This is a genomic window from Pseudomonas sp. NS1(2017) (genome assembly GCF_002269425.1).
Lineage (GTDB): Bacteria > Pseudomonadota > Gammaproteobacteria > Pseudomonadales > Pseudomonadaceae > Aquipseudomonas > Aquipseudomonas reactans.
In genome coordinates this window covers 5,769,063-5,783,015 of the sequence record NZ_CP022960.1, presented here as the reverse complement: position 1 = coordinate 5,783,015, position 13,953 = coordinate 5,769,063, and the positions used below count along the sequence as shown (strand labels likewise).

Below are 13,953 nucleotides of genomic sequence, written 5' to 3'. Positions count from 1 at the left end.
TGGTCCATGGAAGCGGCGGCTGCCACTAATGGGCGCGTTGCGCTGGTCACAGGTGCCGCGCGAGGCATTGGTCTCGGGATTGCCGCATGGCTGATCAGCGAAGGCTGGCAAGTGGTGTTGACTGACCTGGACCGCGAGCGCGGTTCCAAGGTGTCCAAGGTGCTGGGTGAAAACGCCTGGTTCATCAGCATGGACGTGGCCGACGAGAAGCAAGTGGCCCAAGGTGTTGCCGAGGTATTGGGGCAGTTCGGGCGCCTGGACGCGTTGGTCTGTAATGCGGCGGTGGCTGACCCGCGCAATATCACCCTGGAAAGCCTCGACCTGGCGTACTGGAACCGGGTGCTTGCGGTGAACCTCAGTGGGCCGATGTTGTTGGCCAAGCACTGTGCGCCTTACCTGCGTGCCCATGGCGGTGCCATCGTCAATTTGGCCTCGACCCGCGCCCGCCAGTCGGAACCGGACACCGAAGCCTACGCGGCGAGCAAAGGTGGTCTGCTGGCCCTCACGCATGCCTTGGCGATGAGCCTGGGGCCGGAAGTGCGGGTCAATGCGGTCAGTCCTGGCTGGATCGATGCGCGTGATCCGGCTGCACGTCGGGCCGAGCCATTGAGTGATGCTGATCATGCGCAGCATCCGGCGGGCAGGGTAGGCACCGTAGAAGATGTGGCGGCGATGGTAGCGTGGCTGTTGTCGCGCCAGGCGGGCTTTGTCACCGGGCAAGAGTTTGTCGTGGACGGTGGCATGAGCAAGAAGATGATTTACAGCGAGTAGGGCGGGTAGCCGTCTTGAAGCAATTTTGTCTTTTTCAGAAAAACTTCAAGCAGGCTATTGACTTAGGTCCGATACCTGCGTAAATTTCGCGGCCTCAACGAAGCAAAGGGTGATTAGCTCAGCTGGGAGAGCATCTGCCTTACAAGCAGAGGGTCGGCGGTTCGATCCCGTCATCACCCACCACTTCTTGAGAGTTTTGCCCCAGGGCAAGACGCAACGTTAAAGGTTGCACCGACGCGCAGCGGTAGTTCAGTCGGTTAGAATACCGGCCTGTCACGCCGGGGGTCGCGGGTTCGAGTCCCGTCCGCTGCGCCATATTTTCCAGGTCTGATTCGTCGGGCTTGAGATTGAACAACCCAGGTTGATCGATCAGATGTTTAAAGGCGGTTGAGGGTTTCACTCAATCAGTCAAGCGATACGCAGCGGTAGTTCAGTCGGTTAGAATACCGGCCTGTCACGCCGGGGGTCGCGGGTTCGAGTCCCGTCCGCTGCGCCATATCTGCCTCAAGGCCCACTGAACGCCTTGAAGCACAAAGCAAGCCTCTGGCTACTTTGATCCGATAGCAAAGACCCTGGTCGAAAGACCGGGTTTTTTTGTGTCTGCGATTTGATGCGCGCGATCTGTAGGAGCCCGCATGTGGGCTCCTACAGCTTTCGAGTCAGAATCCTAATTTGTCGCGTAGGCCGTAATACCAGGCGCCCAGCGCTGCAAACGGCGTACGCAACAGTTGCCCGCCCGGGAAAGGGTAGTGCGGCAGGTCGGCAAACGCGTCAAAACGCTCTGCCTGGCCTCTGAGTGCCTCCGCCAGTACCTTGCCAGCCAGGTGCGTGTACGTCACGCCATGGCCACTGCAGCCCTGTGAATAGTAGATGTTATCGCCCAGGCGTCCCACCTGCGGCAATCGCGACAGAGTCAGCAGGAAATTGCCGGTCCAGGCGTAATCGATCTTCACGTCCTTGAGTTGCGGGAAGGCCTTGAGCATCTTTGGACGGATGATCGCTTCGATGTTCGCCGGGTCGCGCGCGCCATACACCACGCCACCACCGAAGATCAGGCGCTTATCGCGGGTGAGGCGGTAGTAGTCGAGCAGATAGTTGCAGTCTTCTACGCAGTAATCCTGCGGCAGCAGAGTTTTTGCCAGTTCGTCACCCAGCGGGGCGGTAGTGATCACTTGCGTGCCGCAGGGCATCGACTTGGCTGCCAGCTCCGGCACCAGATTGCCCAGGTAGGCATTGCCTGCAACGATAATGAACTTGGCCCTGACCTTGCCCTCGGCGGTATGCACCACCGGGTTGGCGCCGCGCTCGATTCGTACGGCTGCCGATTGTTCGTAGATCGTGCCGCCCAGAGATTCCACGGCCGCCGCTTCGCCGAGTGCTAGGTTGAGCGGATGGATGTGGCCTCCGCTCATGTCTAGCAAGCCACCCACATAGTTGTCACAGGCCACCACTTCACGGATGCGGCGCTCGTCCAGCAGCTCCAGCTGTGTATGGCCGTAGCGCTCCCACAGGCGCTTCTGCGACTCTAGGTGGCCCATGTGTTTGCTGTTGAGTGCGGCGAATACGCCGCCATCCTTCAGGTCGCACTGGATCTGATACTTGGCCACCCGCTCGCGAATGATCTTGCCGCCTTCAAACGCCATCTGTCCCAGGAGTTGCGCCTGCTTGGGCCCGACGCTGCGCTCGATCACATCGATATCACGGCTGTAGCTGTTGACGATCTGCCCGCCGTTGCGGCCCGAGGCGCCGAACCCCACCTTGGCGGCTTCCAGCACCGTCACGCGAAAACCGTTCTCCAGCAGGAACAGTGCGCTGGAGAGGCCGGTGTAGCCAGCGCCAATCACGCACACATCGGTTTCGACCTCACCTTGCAGCACCGGGCGAGGCGGAACGGCATTCGCGGACGCAGCGTAATACGACTGGGGGTAGGGGGTGTTCGCCATCCTGGAACCTCTGTTTTATATTTTTTACGAGTGCGTCGATCCTACCTGAGTTGAAAATTGCCTGCCAGCCACCCGAAATCCACGGGTGTGCTCCGCGCAAATAAAAAATTCGCATATTCATAGGGTTAGCTGCAAAAAAGATGTTGACACCCCTCCGGAATTCCGTAGAATGCCGCCTCACAGCAGGCACGTAGCTCAGTTGGTTAGAGCACCACCTTGACATGGTGGGGGTCGTTGGTTCGAGTCCAATCGCGCCTACCAAACAAAATCCGCTCTGCTGGGCGGTCTAGAAGGGCTCACCGAAAGGTGGGCCCTTTTTTGTTGCCTGCGATTTGCAAACTTTTGCAAAACTCTCACCACCCACAAAAATTATTGGTTCGCAGCAACAATTTTTCTTGTTGGACACCTCCCGCCCCCAGGCAGCAAAGTTGCCGCCACTGACGCTCGACCTTTCGGGTCAACAATAAAAAACCGAGCCGACTGCACGCCACCTCTTGCTGTGAACCCTTTGTTCACATCCTGCTGTAATGGCGCCGCAGCGCGCACTTAAGGACCTCACGCCATGCAAACTGTTGTGAACTTATGGCCGTTGATCGGCGTACTTGTGATCGTGGTTGGCTTTGTCTTGCGCTTCAACCCTTTGTTGGTGGTCACCGCCGCCGCTATCGCCACAGGGCTTGCCGCCCATTTCCCACTGGAAAAAATCCTCGCCACCATGGGCGATGGCTTCCTTCAGACCCGCGCCTTGCAATTGATCCTCTTGTTGCCTCTGGCGGTCATTGGCCTGCTGGAGCGTCACGGACTGCGCCTGCATGCGCAGAACTGGATCGCGCGGTTCGAGCGCGCCACGGTAGGGCGCTTGCTGATCATCTATCTGTTTGTACGCGAATCCACTGCTGCCATGGGCTTGACCAGCCTTGGCGGACACCCGCAGATGGTGCGCCCGCTGCTGGCGCCGATGGCCGAAGGTGCGGCGGAAAAACGCTACGGCAAGTTACCGGACAAGCTGCGTCACAAGGTGTTGGCCATGTGTGCCGCGACTGACAACGTCGGCCTGTTTTTTGGTGAAGACATCTTTGTCGCTTTCGGCGCAATCGCGTTGATGCACACCTTCCTGCTCGGCTCGGGGATTGATGTGGAGCCTCTGCATATTGCGGTATGGGGTATTCCTACAGCGATCTGCGCTTTCATTATTCATGCGATCCGTCTGCATCGGTTTGATCGAAGGCTTACCCGTGAGATGACGCCCGCCGCTACGCCAGTGGAGCCCGTGCAATGATCATTTCCATTCAATACTTGTACTGGCTTGCCGGCGTTCTGCTGCTGATCACTGCGGGCATGATTTTGATGGACCGGAGCCATCCCAAGCGTTGGTCCAGTGCGCTGTTCTGGTTGTTGTTCGCTATTCCGTTCTTGATAGGCGAGCGCCTGCCGTCGGTGGTCATCGGCGCCGGCATTGTGGTCATGGCATTGATTGCCGGTATGGGTGGCGTTGGCCGTGGCAAGCATGCCGAGTTGCATGACAAGGCCTCTCGCGCCAGTGCGGGCCGGCTGGGTCACAAGCTGTTCATTCCTGCGCTCGCCATTCCATTGACCACGGTCATTGGCTCGGTGTTGCTCAAGCACACCGAGATTGGCGGCGTGCCACTGCTGGATCCGAAAAACACCACCTTTGTATCCCTCGGTATCGGCTGCTTGATCGCACTCGGCCTGGCTTGCTGGCTGACCCGCGATACACCGGTGCAAGCCTTGCGCGAATCCCGCCGTCTCACCGAAGCCCTCGGCTGGGCGATGGTGCTTCCGCAAATGCTGGCGATGCTCGGCTTGCTGTTTAACGAAGCCGGGGTCGGTACGGCCGTTGCGCATGTCACCACCACCTACATCAACCTGGATTTCAAGTTGGTGGCGGTGATGGTTTATGTGCTGGGCATGGCCCTGTTCACGGTGATCATGGGTAACGGCTTCGCGGCTTTCCCAGTGATGACCGGCGGTGTCGGCGTGCCGGTGCTGGTGGGTATCTACGGCGGGAATCCAGCCGTAATGGCGGCGATTGGCATGTTCTCCGGCTACTGCGGCACACTGATGACGCCGATGGCCGCCAACTTTAATATTGTGCCTGCAGCGTTGCTGGAGCTGCCAGACAAGAACGCGGTGATCAAGGCTCAACTGCCCACGGCATTGATGATGTTGGTGGTCAATATTGTGCTGCTCTACCTGTTGATGTGAGGCCAAGATGCAAACCGTGTTGCTGATGGGTTTTGAACCCTTTGATCAAGACTTGGTTAATCCGTCCTGGGAGGCTGTGCGCCAACTGGACGGTGTTCAGTTGGAGCCCGATGTGCAGATAGTTGCGCGTCAATTGCCTTGCGCATTTGCCTCTGTTGGCGAGTGCCTGATCGGGCTGGTCGAAGAGTTGCGCCCGGCGATGGTGATCGCTACTGGCCTGGGGCCGGGCCGTAGCGATATCTCTATCGAACGGGTGGCGATCAATGTCAATGATGCGCGCATTCCCGATAACCTGGGCGAGCAGCCTGTCGATACGGCGGTCATCGCTGATGGCCCGGCGGCCTACTTCACGACGCTGCCGATCAAGGCGATAGTCAAGGCTGTGCGTGAAGTGGGGATCGCAGCCTCCGTATCGCAGACGGCGGGGACATTTGTGTGTAATCAGGTGTTTTATCTATTGCAGCATGCGCTTGCGGGGTCGGGAGTGCGCAGTGGGTTTATCCACGTACCGTTTCTGCCGGAGCAGGTGGCGGGTACACAGCGGCCTTCGATGGCGCTGGGTACGACGGTTGCGGGATTGCACGTGGCTGTATTGACGGCGTGGCGAACACTGGCGGATGTAAGGGAAGCGGGTGGGCAGGTCAGTTGACCGGCCCAGCTTTTCTCACAGCGCAAACAGTCGGGTGAGCCCGAAGGTGATGGCGCAAGCCAGGCCAGTCATTGCAAATGCGGTTGCCACGTACCACTTGATGAGGTTCAGTTCAGTGGTTGCCAGGTCTGCCTTGGACGCGAAGTGCTTATCCATGGCGTCTGCCTTGCCCGAAACGGTGATCAGCTTCTCGTTCATTTCAGCCAGCCCCTTTTCCAGTAGACCTAATCGTATTTCCATTCCCGAACCTCCCTTTGCGCTGTTGCCGGCTCTGCCTTGAGCCGCTTCGGAAGCAAGATTAGTTGGGTCTAAGTCCGATGGTAAGAGGCAAACCTTTGCAAAATAACACCGGGTACATGCTGCTCATTCCTCCCGCTTCGGAAAGAACAAATCAAAACACGTCACCCCGGCCTCACTGCTCACGCTGTATTGGCCGTTGTGCAACTGCATGATGGTCGCCACAATGGACAAGCCTAGCCCATTGGATTGCGCCGACCGTTCCCTTGATTCATCCACCCGGTAAAAGCGTTCGAACAGTCGCGGCAGATGCTCGGTAGCGATGGTCTCACCGCGGTTGCTGACCTTCAGGTGAATGCCCCCGGCATCGGGAATCGCCCGTATCACCAACTCGGTGCTCGGCGCACCATATTTGATGGCGTTGGCACACAGGTTCGCCAGGGCCCTGCGCAGTAGCATCGGCTCCGCCCAGATCACCCCGTCACCTTCAGCGCGAATGCTGATATCCCTATCCGCCGCCAAGCCTTCGAAGTAGTCGGCGATGCGTTCCACTTCATCTGCGGCATTGAGTTCCTGACGCTGGCGCAAGGCGCTGGCCGGGTCGGTGCGCGCCAGGAACAGCATGTTGTCGAGCATCCGCGCCAGGCGTTCAAGCTCTTCGACATTGGACGCCAGCAGTTGCTGATAGCTCTCGATGCTGCGGTTTTGTTGCAGAGCGACCTGGGTTTCTCCCAGCAGGTTGTTGATGGGCGTGCGCAGTTCGTGGGCCATGTCGGTGGACACCTGGCCCAGCTGTACAAAGCCCTTGGCCAGCCGCTCCAGCATGGTGTTGAACGCGTCAATCATCGGGAGCAGTTCTTTTGGCGCGCCGTGGCTGTCGAGGCGTTCGGCGAGATTGCCGACGCCGATGCCTTGGGCGTGCCGGGCCAGGCGGCGCAACGGTACGAGTCCACGATGCACCAGTAGATAACCGGCCACCGCCAGAATGATTGCGGCGATGCTCGCCAGGATATAAACGCTCAAGCGATAGCTGGCGAGCATGGCGGTGCGCTCAGTCATCAGGCGCCCCGTGGTGACCTGCAGGCTGCCCAGGTCGCCGGAGTCGATGGACGCGGCCACGGTCGCGAACGGCACACCGTTAATGCTGGGGAAGTGGTGCACGTCAGCAAACGTCAGCTCGTGGTTCTTGGGCACCGGGGGAACGGAAGGCAGGTCGATATTACCGGGATTGACCGTCAGCAAGGGTGTTTGCCCAGGTGCGGCGATGCTAAGTATCGATTCACGGTTGCCCAGCATGTTCTGGAACAGCTCCGGCTTGGTTCTGATCAGGTCGACCGTGTTGCTGTCATTGAGCAAGTTGCGCAGTTGGTCGACGCGGGAAATCAATGCCGCATCGTCCCGCTTGATCAACTCACGCTCCAGCTCGCGGTACAGCGCCACGCCCAGGGTTGTCAGCAAGGCGAAGGCGAGCAGTGCAAAGATCAGCGCCAGGCGCAGGGTCAGTGAGTAATGGCGACGTTGGTTCATGGCTGGGTATCGAAGCGGTAGCCGATGCCGCGCACGCTGTGGATCAGCTTGAGCTGGAACGGGTCGTCGATTTTCAAGCGCAGGCGGCGCACGGCGACGTCTACTACGTTGGTGTCGCTGTCGAAGTTCATGTCCCATACCCGTGATGCGATCAGCGAGCGCGACAGCACCTGGTCCTGGTGGGTTGCAAACAGATGCAGCAGGGCGAACTCTTTATTGGTCAGGGTAATGCGCGTGCCGGCGCGGGTAACGCGGCGCTTCAGTACGTCGATTTGCAGGTCGGCGATCTGCAACTGTTCCTCGTCCCGGCTCGGGCCGCGACGGGTCAGCGTACGCAAGCGTGCCACCAGTTCGGCGAAGGAAAACGGCTTGATCAGGTAATCGTCGGCGCCCAGTTCAAGGCCTTTGATACGGTCGGCAATATCATCGCGAGCCGTCAGAAAAAGTACCGGTGTGTCGACTTCCTTGCGCAGGCGGCGTAGCACTTCCCAGCCGTCCATTTTCGGCATCATCACATCCAGCACGATCACGTCGAACGGCGTTTCCAGGGCCTGGTGCAGGCCGTCCACGCCATCGCGGGCGAGACTCACGGAATAGCCCAGCTCCTGCAGGCCATTGAGCAAGTAGTTGCCGGCCTTGGGTTCGTCTTCGACTACGAGGATGTTCATGGGAAGTGCCCTGTTTCAATGCGTGGCGCAAGTGTAGCCCGATCAATTATCACTGGCGCAACCGATGCCTTGCACCTGGTAGTCCAATACATGTTCGCGGCCCTGGCTGTCGAGGTAATTAAGGCGTGCCGGGACGATGCCACATTGGCCGTAGGTATCGGTGCTCGACAGCACTTTAGCGACGTCCAGGTGGACGAAAAAGCCGGTTTTGTCATGGATCACGGGTTCGGCGGCAAACACGGAACCGGTAGCGAGCAAAGCGGCAAAGCCGAGGATAAACAGTTTCATGGTGGTATCTCTCTTAAAGGGTTGGCTGCCAGGTCATGGCAGTGACTTCACAGTAACCAGGGGCGCCCAACAGCCAACCAACAGGATGATGACAAGTTTGTAATGCAGGTTCAGGGCTGGCGGCCCGAGGCTTCGAGGATCAGGTCGGTGATTTCCTTGGCGTGGGACACCAGTGACAAGTGGCTCGATGGCAGCTCGACAGTGGTGGCATTCATGCGCTTGGCGAGGAAGCGCTCCAGGTCCGGGTTGATGGTCTGGTCGTTCGCCGACACCGCGTACCAGGACGGCTTGGTGTGCCAGGCGGCATTGACGGTGCGGCCGCTGAACAGCGTCTTGGTGATGGGTTGCTGCACGGCGTACAGCGCCATGGCCTTGGCGTGCGGCACATCGGCGGCGAAGTACTTGAGGAAAGCGTCCTGGCTCAAGGTCAGGTAGCCGTCGTGATCTTCGACGCCGGCGCGCACTGGCATGGTCGGGTACTTGGCCGAGAGGGCGACGAAGTCTTCGTTCGCATCTGGGGCCCGAGCGGCCACGTAGACCAGGGAGCTGACTTTCGGATTGACCCCGGCGTCGCTGACTACGGTGCCTGCGTAGGAATGGCCGACCAACACGGTCGGGCCGTCTTGTTGATCCAGCACACGGTTGGTGGCGGCGACATCGTCGGCCACCGAGGTCAGTGGGTTCTGCACGGCAGTGACGTGCAGCCCGGCGGCCTGGAGCCGGGTAATCACCTCGGACCAGCTCGAACCGTCCGCCCAGGAACCGTGCACCAGCACCACGTTATTGGCTTTGACCGGCGCGACGGTACCGGCCATGGCGGTGCCAGTGCCCAGCAGCATCAGGCTGGCGGCGATCAGGCAGAGTTTGCTTGCAGGTTTCATGGGTGGACCCTTTTCATCAGTAGGAAGTGGCGTCATCCGATGTGGGTGACTGACGACTCCAATGTATGAAGTGAGGGTGCCGGCAAGACTTACAGCTTGATTACAAACCTGTAATGCAATCCAGGTTCCTAGCGTTTACAAGCAGCGAGGTGATCCGTAGATTGCATCGGGCACGTCATTTGTTACAACCCAAGAGGAAGCCACGCAGTGTCCAACCGAGGTTCAGCCGTATTCAACCGCCGTTACCGTGCCTTTCTGTTTGATATGGATGGCACCTTGCTCAACTCCATTGCCGCCGCCGAGCGCGTATGGAGCATCTGGGCGCAACGCCATGGTTTGGATGTGCCGGCGTTCTTGAAGACCATCCACGGTGCCCGCGCGATCGACACCATCAGGCGCCAGGCGTTGCCCGGTGTCGATCCCGAGGTCGAGGCGCAGTGGATTACCGAGGCTGAGATCAGTGATGTGGAAGGCGTTGTCGCGATTCCCGGTGCTCTCAGGTTCCTGAATAGCTTGCCGGGCGATCAATGGGCGGTGGTTACGTCGGCCCCCAGGGCGTTGGCATTACGTCGTCTACAGGCGGCGGGTATTGCACCGCCCGCGGTGTTGGTCACGGCCGAAGACGTTGCCGTCGGCAAGCCAAACCCCGACTGTTACGTGCTGGGGGCCCAACGCCTGGGCGTGCCTGTGCAGGATTGCCTGGTGTTTGAAGACGCGACGGTGGGCATTCATGCAGGTGAGGCGGCAGGGGCGGATGTGATGGTCGTGACGTCGACGCATCACACGCCGATGGTCACCGCGCATCCCTCGATTGACGGATATGAGCCGTTAAAGGTACAGCGCGACGCGGACGGTTTGCTGTGCTTGCGGAGCGGGGTGGACTGATAAAAAAGGCCGAGCTCGCTACCGGTCTCGGCCTTCTTCCAGGCGGGCCGCATCGGGCGGCTGCATCCGCTCATTGCGCATGCCTTGGCGTGACAACACCATCTCCCTGAGGATTTCATTGGCCAGTCGGGCGATGGCTTCGGCGCCGTGATAATGCGCGCGCACGATCCCGGTAATTGCGAAGTGGTCGGTGTCCGGGCCGCTGAGCACCGCCGAAAGGGTGCCGTCGGCGTGCAATGTGCAGGTCACCTGATAGCTGGGCAGCCGCGCTGCCAGTGCGGATTCGATCTGGGATTTACTCAGGGTATCCATCTTGCTTCAGGGCCTTTTGCTGATCATGCACGCCCAAGCATAGGTCGTGTTGTGGCGCTGTAAATACCGGCGATCTGATAGCGAGCGGCGCCGCATCAACAGTCCGCGTGCCCGCACAACTTACAAGCAGCAGCGCCAGGTCCAGCGCTCCTGAGTGCACACGGATGGCTGGGTATCAGTCAGGAAATTCGGTCGTGAATGAAACGACAAGTTCCACGCGTGAAGACAGTTTCATCTTTCCACGAAGATGAACACATTGGCGACGTCAATCACGCAACAACGATCAGAGCAGTCCGAAGACGTTTTCGCCAGCCATTACCGTGAACGAAAAGGCTGGCTACTGAGGGCGCGTCAAGGCGTCTGGTTTTTGTCCGGGGCAGTCAGGCCAGCCTGGATGCGCTGGTAGATTTCCTCGCGATGCACGGCAACATCCTTGGGTGCGTTGATGCCGATTCGTACTTGCTGGCCGCTTACGCCCAGGATGGTGATCGTGATGTCATCACCGATGTTTATGCTTTCACCAACTTTGCGGGTGAGTATAAGCATGGACTTCTCCTTGATTACTTTTAAGGACACATGTTTCAGACAGGGCAGGTGTCGGATGTGTGTAGCTTACTGCTAAGCGCTTCCCTGTGACTGCCTCTTTTAGGACGCATAGAGGCGACATTAATTCCCATGGCGGCATCATACAGGTCTGCGATACATGATTCGCATTGTTTAAGCCAACGTTTATGACGGCCAGAATAGACAGTGAATGATAAAGTCGCCTCTTTATCTTTGAAGGAGCAGGGCAGTGCGTAAAGTAGCGATGGCAATTGCGGTGTTGGCATTGGCCGGTTGCGGTGAAGGCAAGAGCGTTGATGCGCCCAAGCCTAAGCCAGCCGTCAGCGAAAGCCAGCCGCAGACCGGCGCGATTGCCGCCCAGGAATGGGACCTGCGGGTAGGTCCGCCTGACCACAAGTTGCAGGCGATCACCGACCTCACGGCCTGGCTGCTGGAGCACGGTTTCAATTTTTACATCGTGAAAGCGGATGGCAAGGACGAAGTCCTGCTGGGGCCTTTCGCAACCAGGGCGGAAGCCGAGGCCAAGCAGACCCTGCTCAACGAGAAAATGGCTCGCGCCAAGAAAACCGACACTGTGTCAGAAATCATTGAGCACAACGCCGCCCAGTAAGGGGCGTGTGGGCGGGCGCCCCGCCCACATTCAACCGCAGGCTTTCAGGTTCACCGGGCCGACAAACTCATTGCCGCGCCCCATCACGCACGCCACGGTCTGGTTGCGTTGCCGCTCCCAGGCCTGTACCGGGTAGGTCTTGTTCCAGGCTTCGTACAGCTGGCGATCCTGTTTTGACAGGCGCAAGCCGTACTGCTTGCTCATGTAGAAATATGTGCGCGCAATCATGCCCCGGATGGACGGGCGCGGCATGACCTTCTTGGCCTTGAAGTCCACCTGGGTCAGGCAAGAGCCGTATTGCCCGCTTTGCACCGGCAACCAACCAAAACTGAAGTTGTTGCGGTCCCCATTGACCTCGCCGATGCTCGGCACCAGGTTGTGCAAGTCGGCTTCGGCGCGCTTGAACACGTCGTCGTGGCGCGTACAGTTCTTGCGCCCGCCGTCTTGCCAGCACTGGCGCTGATGGCCGATCTGCCAGGCCGGAACGATATGCTCCCACTCAATGCGTGCGGCGCGGTTGGCGTTTTTGCGTGGGATGTAGCCGCAGGCTTTCAAATCCACCCGGTTGCCGGTGTACTTGCAGCCGCAATAGAACTCGGTGGATTGTGGGGCGTAGAGCTTCCAGGCGACTTTCTTGGCTTCGCTGAACGTTCGGGGGGCCTGAGCGTGGGCGGTGAAAGTAAAAAACAGGCAGCACACAGCGATAAAACGGACACTCATTGAATCAATCTTCCTTCGGTACAACCCAGAAAATCTGCACACCGCCGTCGTCCCTATAGGCGAGGGTGACGTTATCGTTCTCCGCGATTTCCTCCAGCAAACGCGCCCACTCATCCTCAGGCTCTTCCGGCAAACGGAAGATCAAGGCTGCCTTGGCTTTCTGGGCATGGGTCGAATTGATGATCTTTTGCACGCGGATGGCCAGACGTTCATAGGCATCGGGCGGGGTTGGCGTTGCGGAAGAGGACTTTGCCACGGAGTATTCCTTAGTAAGCTGTACGCACATACAGTATTTAACTGTAGGCGATTTCGCAACTGCTTAAACTTCAAGAAGTCCGTCTGACAGCAATTCAGGCAATTTCGTGTAGGGCGGTAGAAGGGGTTTGTAGGAGCAAGCTTGCTCGCGAGAAGCTTGAGGGCGATGGGTCAATCCAGACAGACAGCGTCAGTGTTAACGACCTTCGCGAGCAAGCTCGCTCCTACAGAGGACGGCAGGAATCAGTATTCCCAGAACATCCGTTGCAGCTCTTTGCTGTCCTGGGTCTTGGTCAGGGCGACCATCGCGAGGATGCGGGCTTTTTGTGGGTTCAGGTCATGTGCGGCCACCCAGTCGTACTTGTCGTCAGGTTGTTCGGCATTACGCAGAACGAAACCACCGGCATTCACGTGGGAAGAACGGATGATCTGAACGCCTTGCTTGCGCAGTTCCTGCAGGGCAGGGACCACTTTGGAAGACACCGAGCCATTACCGGTACCGGCATGGATGATGGCTTTCGCGCCAGCTTGGGCCAGGGCCTTCACCGCAGTGTCGCTCACGTTGCCATAGCCATAGGCGATTTCAACGTCAGGCAGGCTCTTGATGTTCTTGATATCAAATTCCGAATCCATGGTGTGACGCTTGGCAGGCAAGCGGAACCAGTAGGATTTGCCTTCAACGACCATGCCCAGCGGGCCCCATGGGCTCTTGAATGCTTCGGTCTTGATGTTGATCATCTTGCTGACGTCACGACCCGACTGGATCTCGTCGTTCATGGTGACCAGCACGCCTTTGCCGCGTGCATCTTTGCTACCGGCCACGGCCACGGCGTTGTACAGGTTGAGCATGCCGTCTGCCGACATGGCGGTGCCTGGGCGCATGGAGCCGACCACCACGATTGGCTTGTCGGTTTTTTCCACCAGGTTCAGGAAGTAGGCAGTTTCTTCCAGGGTGTCGGTACCGTGGGTGATCACGATGCCGTCCACGTCCTTGCTGTCAGCCAGTTCGGCAACGCGGCGCCCCAGTTGCAGCAGGTTTTCATTGTTGATGCTTTCGGACGCAATTTGCATAACTTGTTCGCCGCGTACATTGGCGATCTGGCTAAGCTCAGGAACACCGGCGATCAATTGCTCGATGCCGACCTTGGCCGCCTGGTAGGTGGCACTGTTGGCCGCGCTGGCGCCAGCGCCGGCAATGGTGCCGCCGGTGGCGAGGATCACCACGTTGGACAGTTTGGTCTTGGATTCAACTTCCTTTGCCTGAGCGGCAACGGGGAACAGCAGCAGAAGGGCTAACGCGCCCGGAACAAAGTTTTTCAGTGCAGATTTCATTATTTTTCTCTCTGGTTTTTGATGAGTGCTGTAGCAGGTTCATCTAGAACACCCGGGCGATTCTGAATGCCACGAGGTGATGGAG

17 protein-coding genes and 4 tRNA genes are annotated in these 13,953 nt (G+C 58.7%); 10 read left to right on the top strand and 11 right to left on the bottom strand.

Annotation, left to right across the window (positions count from 1 at the left end; translation table 11 throughout):
* Nucleotides 1–6: 6 nt before the first annotated feature.
* The 4 genes from CI807_RS27010 (at nt 7) to CI807_RS26995 (ending at nt 1,267) form a co-directional block, all read left to right on the top strand.
* The gene (locus tag CI807_RS27010; RefSeq protein ID WP_020372640.1) at nt 7–771 is read left to right on the top strand and encodes an SDR family oxidoreductase; all 765 of its coding nucleotides are present in this window, start codon (nt 7–9) and stop codon (nt 769–771) included.
* A 107-nt stretch (nt 772–878) separates the two neighbouring features.
* Nucleotides 879–954: transfer RNA gene (locus tag CI807_RS27005), tRNA-Val, on the top strand.
* A 55-nt stretch (nt 955–1,009) separates the two neighbouring features.
* Nucleotides 1,010–1,086: transfer RNA gene (locus CI807_RS27000), tRNA-Asp, on the top strand.
* Nucleotides 1,087–1,190: 104 nt separating this feature from the next.
* A tRNA-Asp gene (locus CI807_RS26995) sits at nt 1,191–1,267 on the top strand.
* A 163-nt stretch (nt 1,268–1,430) separates the two neighbouring features.
* Here CI807_RS26995 and CI807_RS26990 read toward each other — a convergent pair.
* Nucleotides 1,431–2,714 (bottom strand): FAD-binding oxidoreductase, encoded by a 1,284-nt coding sequence (locus CI807_RS26990; RefSeq protein ID WP_095016940.1) that lies wholly within the window; start codon nt 2,712–2,714, stop codon nt 1,431–1,433.
* Nucleotides 2,715–2,898: 184 nt separating this feature from the next.
* Here CI807_RS26990 and CI807_RS26985 point away from each other — a divergent pair.
* The 4 genes from CI807_RS26985 (at nt 2,899) to pcp (ending at nt 5,589) form a co-directional block, all read left to right on the top strand.
* Nucleotides 2,899–2,975, top strand: a tRNA-Val gene (locus CI807_RS26985).
* 301 nt (nt 2,976–3,276) lie between these two features.
* Nucleotides 3,277–3,993: a DUF969 domain-containing protein gene (locus CI807_RS26980; RefSeq protein ID WP_095016939.1), complete on the top strand. Its 717-nt coding sequence runs from the start codon at nt 3,277–3,279 to the stop codon at nt 3,991–3,993.
* Nucleotides 3,990–4,940 (top strand): DUF979 domain-containing protein, encoded by a 951-nt coding sequence (locus CI807_RS26975; RefSeq protein WP_095016938.1) that lies wholly within the window; start codon nt 3,990–3,992, stop codon nt 4,938–4,940. The genes CI807_RS26980 and CI807_RS26975 overlap by 4 nt, the downstream gene beginning before the upstream one ends.
* Nucleotides 4,941–4,947: 7 nt before the next feature.
* Nucleotides 4,948–5,589, top strand: coding sequence for a pyroglutamyl-peptidase I (gene pcp / locus CI807_RS26970; protein WP_095016937.1), 642 nt, complete (start codon nt 4,948–4,950; stop codon nt 5,587–5,589).
* Between the two features lie 15 nt (nt 5,590–5,604).
* Here pcp and CI807_RS26965 read toward each other — a convergent pair whose 3' ends face one another.
* The 5 genes from CI807_RS26965 to CI807_RS26945 form a co-directional block, all read right to left on the bottom strand.
* Entirely contained in the window at nt 5,605–5,829 is a 225-nt protein-coding gene (locus CI807_RS26965; RefSeq protein WP_016978168.1) for a hypothetical protein, read from the bottom strand.
* A 123-nt stretch (nt 5,830–5,952) separates the two neighbouring features.
* Nucleotides 5,953–7,353, bottom strand: coding sequence for a heavy metal sensor histidine kinase (locus CI807_RS26960; RefSeq protein ID WP_095016936.1), 1,401 nt, complete (start codon nt 7,351–7,353; stop codon nt 5,953–5,955).
* A complete protein-coding gene (locus CI807_RS26955) occupies nt 7,350–8,021 on the bottom strand; it encodes a heavy metal response regulator transcription factor (RefSeq protein WP_016978166.1) in 672 nt (223 codons plus the stop codon). Before CI807_RS26955 ends, CI807_RS26960 begins: the two co-directional genes overlap by 4 nt.
* Nucleotides 8,022–8,063: 42 nt before the next feature.
* Nucleotides 8,064–8,309: a DUF2790 domain-containing protein gene (locus CI807_RS26950; RefSeq protein ID WP_038845623.1), complete on the bottom strand. Its 246-nt coding sequence runs from the start codon at nt 8,307–8,309 to the stop codon at nt 8,064–8,066.
* Between the two features lie 110 nt (nt 8,310–8,419).
* Nucleotides 8,420–9,190, bottom strand: a complete 771-nt coding sequence (locus tag CI807_RS26945; RefSeq protein ID WP_095016935.1) for an alpha/beta fold hydrolase — start codon at nt 9,188–9,190, stop codon at nt 8,420–8,422.
* Nucleotides 9,191–9,397: 207 nt separating this feature from the next.
* Here CI807_RS26945 and CI807_RS26940 point away from each other — a divergent pair, with 207 nt between their 5' ends.
* Nucleotides 9,398–10,075 carry an HAD family hydrolase gene (locus CI807_RS26940; RefSeq protein WP_095016934.1) on the top strand — a complete coding sequence of 226 codons (678 nt, stop codon included), beginning with the start codon at nt 9,398–9,400 and terminating at the stop codon, nt 10,073–10,075.
* A gap of 18 nt (nt 10,076–10,093) precedes the next feature.
* Here CI807_RS26940 and CI807_RS26935 read toward each other — a convergent pair whose 3' ends face one another.
* Nucleotides 10,094–10,387, bottom strand: coding sequence for a hypothetical protein (locus tag CI807_RS26935; RefSeq protein WP_095016933.1), 294 nt, complete (start codon nt 10,385–10,387; stop codon nt 10,094–10,096).
* A 351-nt stretch (nt 10,388–10,738) separates the two neighbouring features.
* Nucleotides 10,739–10,933 (bottom strand): carbon storage regulator CsrA, encoded by a 195-nt coding sequence (csrA, locus tag CI807_RS26930; RefSeq protein WP_003192511.1) that lies wholly within the window; start codon nt 10,931–10,933, stop codon nt 10,739–10,741.
* Nucleotides 10,934–11,195: 262 nt separating this feature from the next.
* On the opposite strand from csrA, the gene CI807_RS26925 reads away from it, so the two are divergent.
* Nucleotides 11,196–11,561, top strand: a complete 366-nt coding sequence (locus CI807_RS26925; protein ID WP_177409646.1) for an SPOR domain-containing protein — start codon at nt 11,196–11,198, stop codon at nt 11,559–11,561.
* 30 nt (nt 11,562–11,591) lie between these two features.
* Here the strand turns inward: CI807_RS26925 and CI807_RS26920 are convergent, their stop codons facing one another.
* The 3 genes from CI807_RS26920 to CI807_RS26910 all read right to left on the bottom strand — a co-directional run bounded on the left by CI807_RS26920 (nt 11,592) and on the right by CI807_RS26910 (nt 13,868).
* Nucleotides 11,592–12,281, bottom strand: coding sequence for an endonuclease (locus tag CI807_RS26920; RefSeq protein WP_016978160.1), 690 nt, complete (start codon nt 12,279–12,281; stop codon nt 11,592–11,594).
* A 4-nt stretch (nt 12,282–12,285) separates the two neighbouring features.
* A complete protein-coding gene (locus CI807_RS26915) occupies nt 12,286–12,537 on the bottom strand; it encodes a DUF1654 domain-containing protein (RefSeq protein ID WP_016978159.1) in 252 nt (83 codons plus the stop codon).
* Nucleotides 12,538–12,779: 242 nt separating this feature from the next.
* The gene (locus tag CI807_RS26910) at nt 12,780–13,868 is read right to left on the bottom strand and encodes an asparaginase (protein WP_016978158.1); all 1,089 of its coding nucleotides are present in this window, start codon (nt 13,866–13,868) and stop codon (nt 12,780–12,782) included.
* Between the last annotated feature and the right edge of the window lie 85 nt (nt 13,869–13,953).

Bases quoted from the DNA above. Each gene is read 5' to 3' on its own strand.
- CI807_RS27010 (WP_020372640.1), top strand. From the start codon at position 7: ATGGAAGCGGCGGCTGCCACTAATGGGCGCGTTGCGCTGGTCACAGGT.
- CI807_RS26960 (WP_095016936.1), bottom strand. From the start codon at position 7,353: ATGAACCAACGTCGCCATTACTCACTGACCCTGCGCCTGGCGCTGATC.
- CI807_RS26935 (WP_095016933.1), bottom strand. From the start codon at position 10,387: ATGGATACCCTGAGTAAATCCCAGATCGAATCCGCACTGGCAGCGCGG.
- CI807_RS26965 (WP_016978168.1), bottom strand. From the start codon at position 5,829: ATGGAAATACGATTAGGTCTACTGGAAAAGGGGCTGGCTGAAATGAAC.
- CI807_RS26990 (WP_095016940.1), bottom strand. From the start codon at position 2,714: ATGGCGAACACCCCCTACCCCCAGTCGTATTACGCTGCGTCCGCGAAT.
- CI807_RS26955 (WP_016978166.1), bottom strand. From the start codon at position 8,021: ATGAACATCCTCGTAGTCGAAGACGAACCCAAGGCCGGCAACTACTTG.
- CI807_RS26975 (WP_095016938.1), top strand. From the start codon at position 3,990: ATGATCATTTCCATTCAATACTTGTACTGGCTTGCCGGCGTTCTGCTG.
- csrA (WP_003192511.1), bottom strand. From the start codon at position 10,933: ATGCTTATACTCACCCGCAAAGTTGGTGAAAGCATAAACATCGGTGAT.
- CI807_RS26980 (WP_095016939.1), top strand. From the start codon at position 3,277: ATGCAAACTGTTGTGAACTTATGGCCGTTGATCGGCGTACTTGTGATC.
- pcp (WP_095016937.1), top strand. From the start codon at position 4,948: ATGCAAACCGTGTTGCTGATGGGTTTTGAACCCTTTGATCAAGACTTG.
- CI807_RS26925 (WP_177409646.1), top strand. From the start codon at position 11,196: ATGGCAATTGCGGTGTTGGCATTGGCCGGTTGCGGTGAAGGCAAGAGC.
- CI807_RS26920 (WP_016978160.1), bottom strand. From the start codon at position 12,281: ATGAGTGTCCGTTTTATCGCTGTGTGCTGCCTGTTTTTTACTTTCACC.
- CI807_RS26910 (WP_016978158.1), bottom strand. From the start codon at position 13,868: ATGAAATCTGCACTGAAAAACTTTGTTCCGGGCGCGTTAGCCCTTCTG.
- CI807_RS26950 (WP_038845623.1), bottom strand. From the start codon at position 8,309: ATGAAACTGTTTATCCTCGGCTTTGCCGCTTTGCTCGCTACCGGTTCC.
- CI807_RS26945 (WP_095016935.1), bottom strand. From the start codon at position 9,190: ATGAAACCTGCAAGCAAACTCTGCCTGATCGCCGCCAGCCTGATGCTG.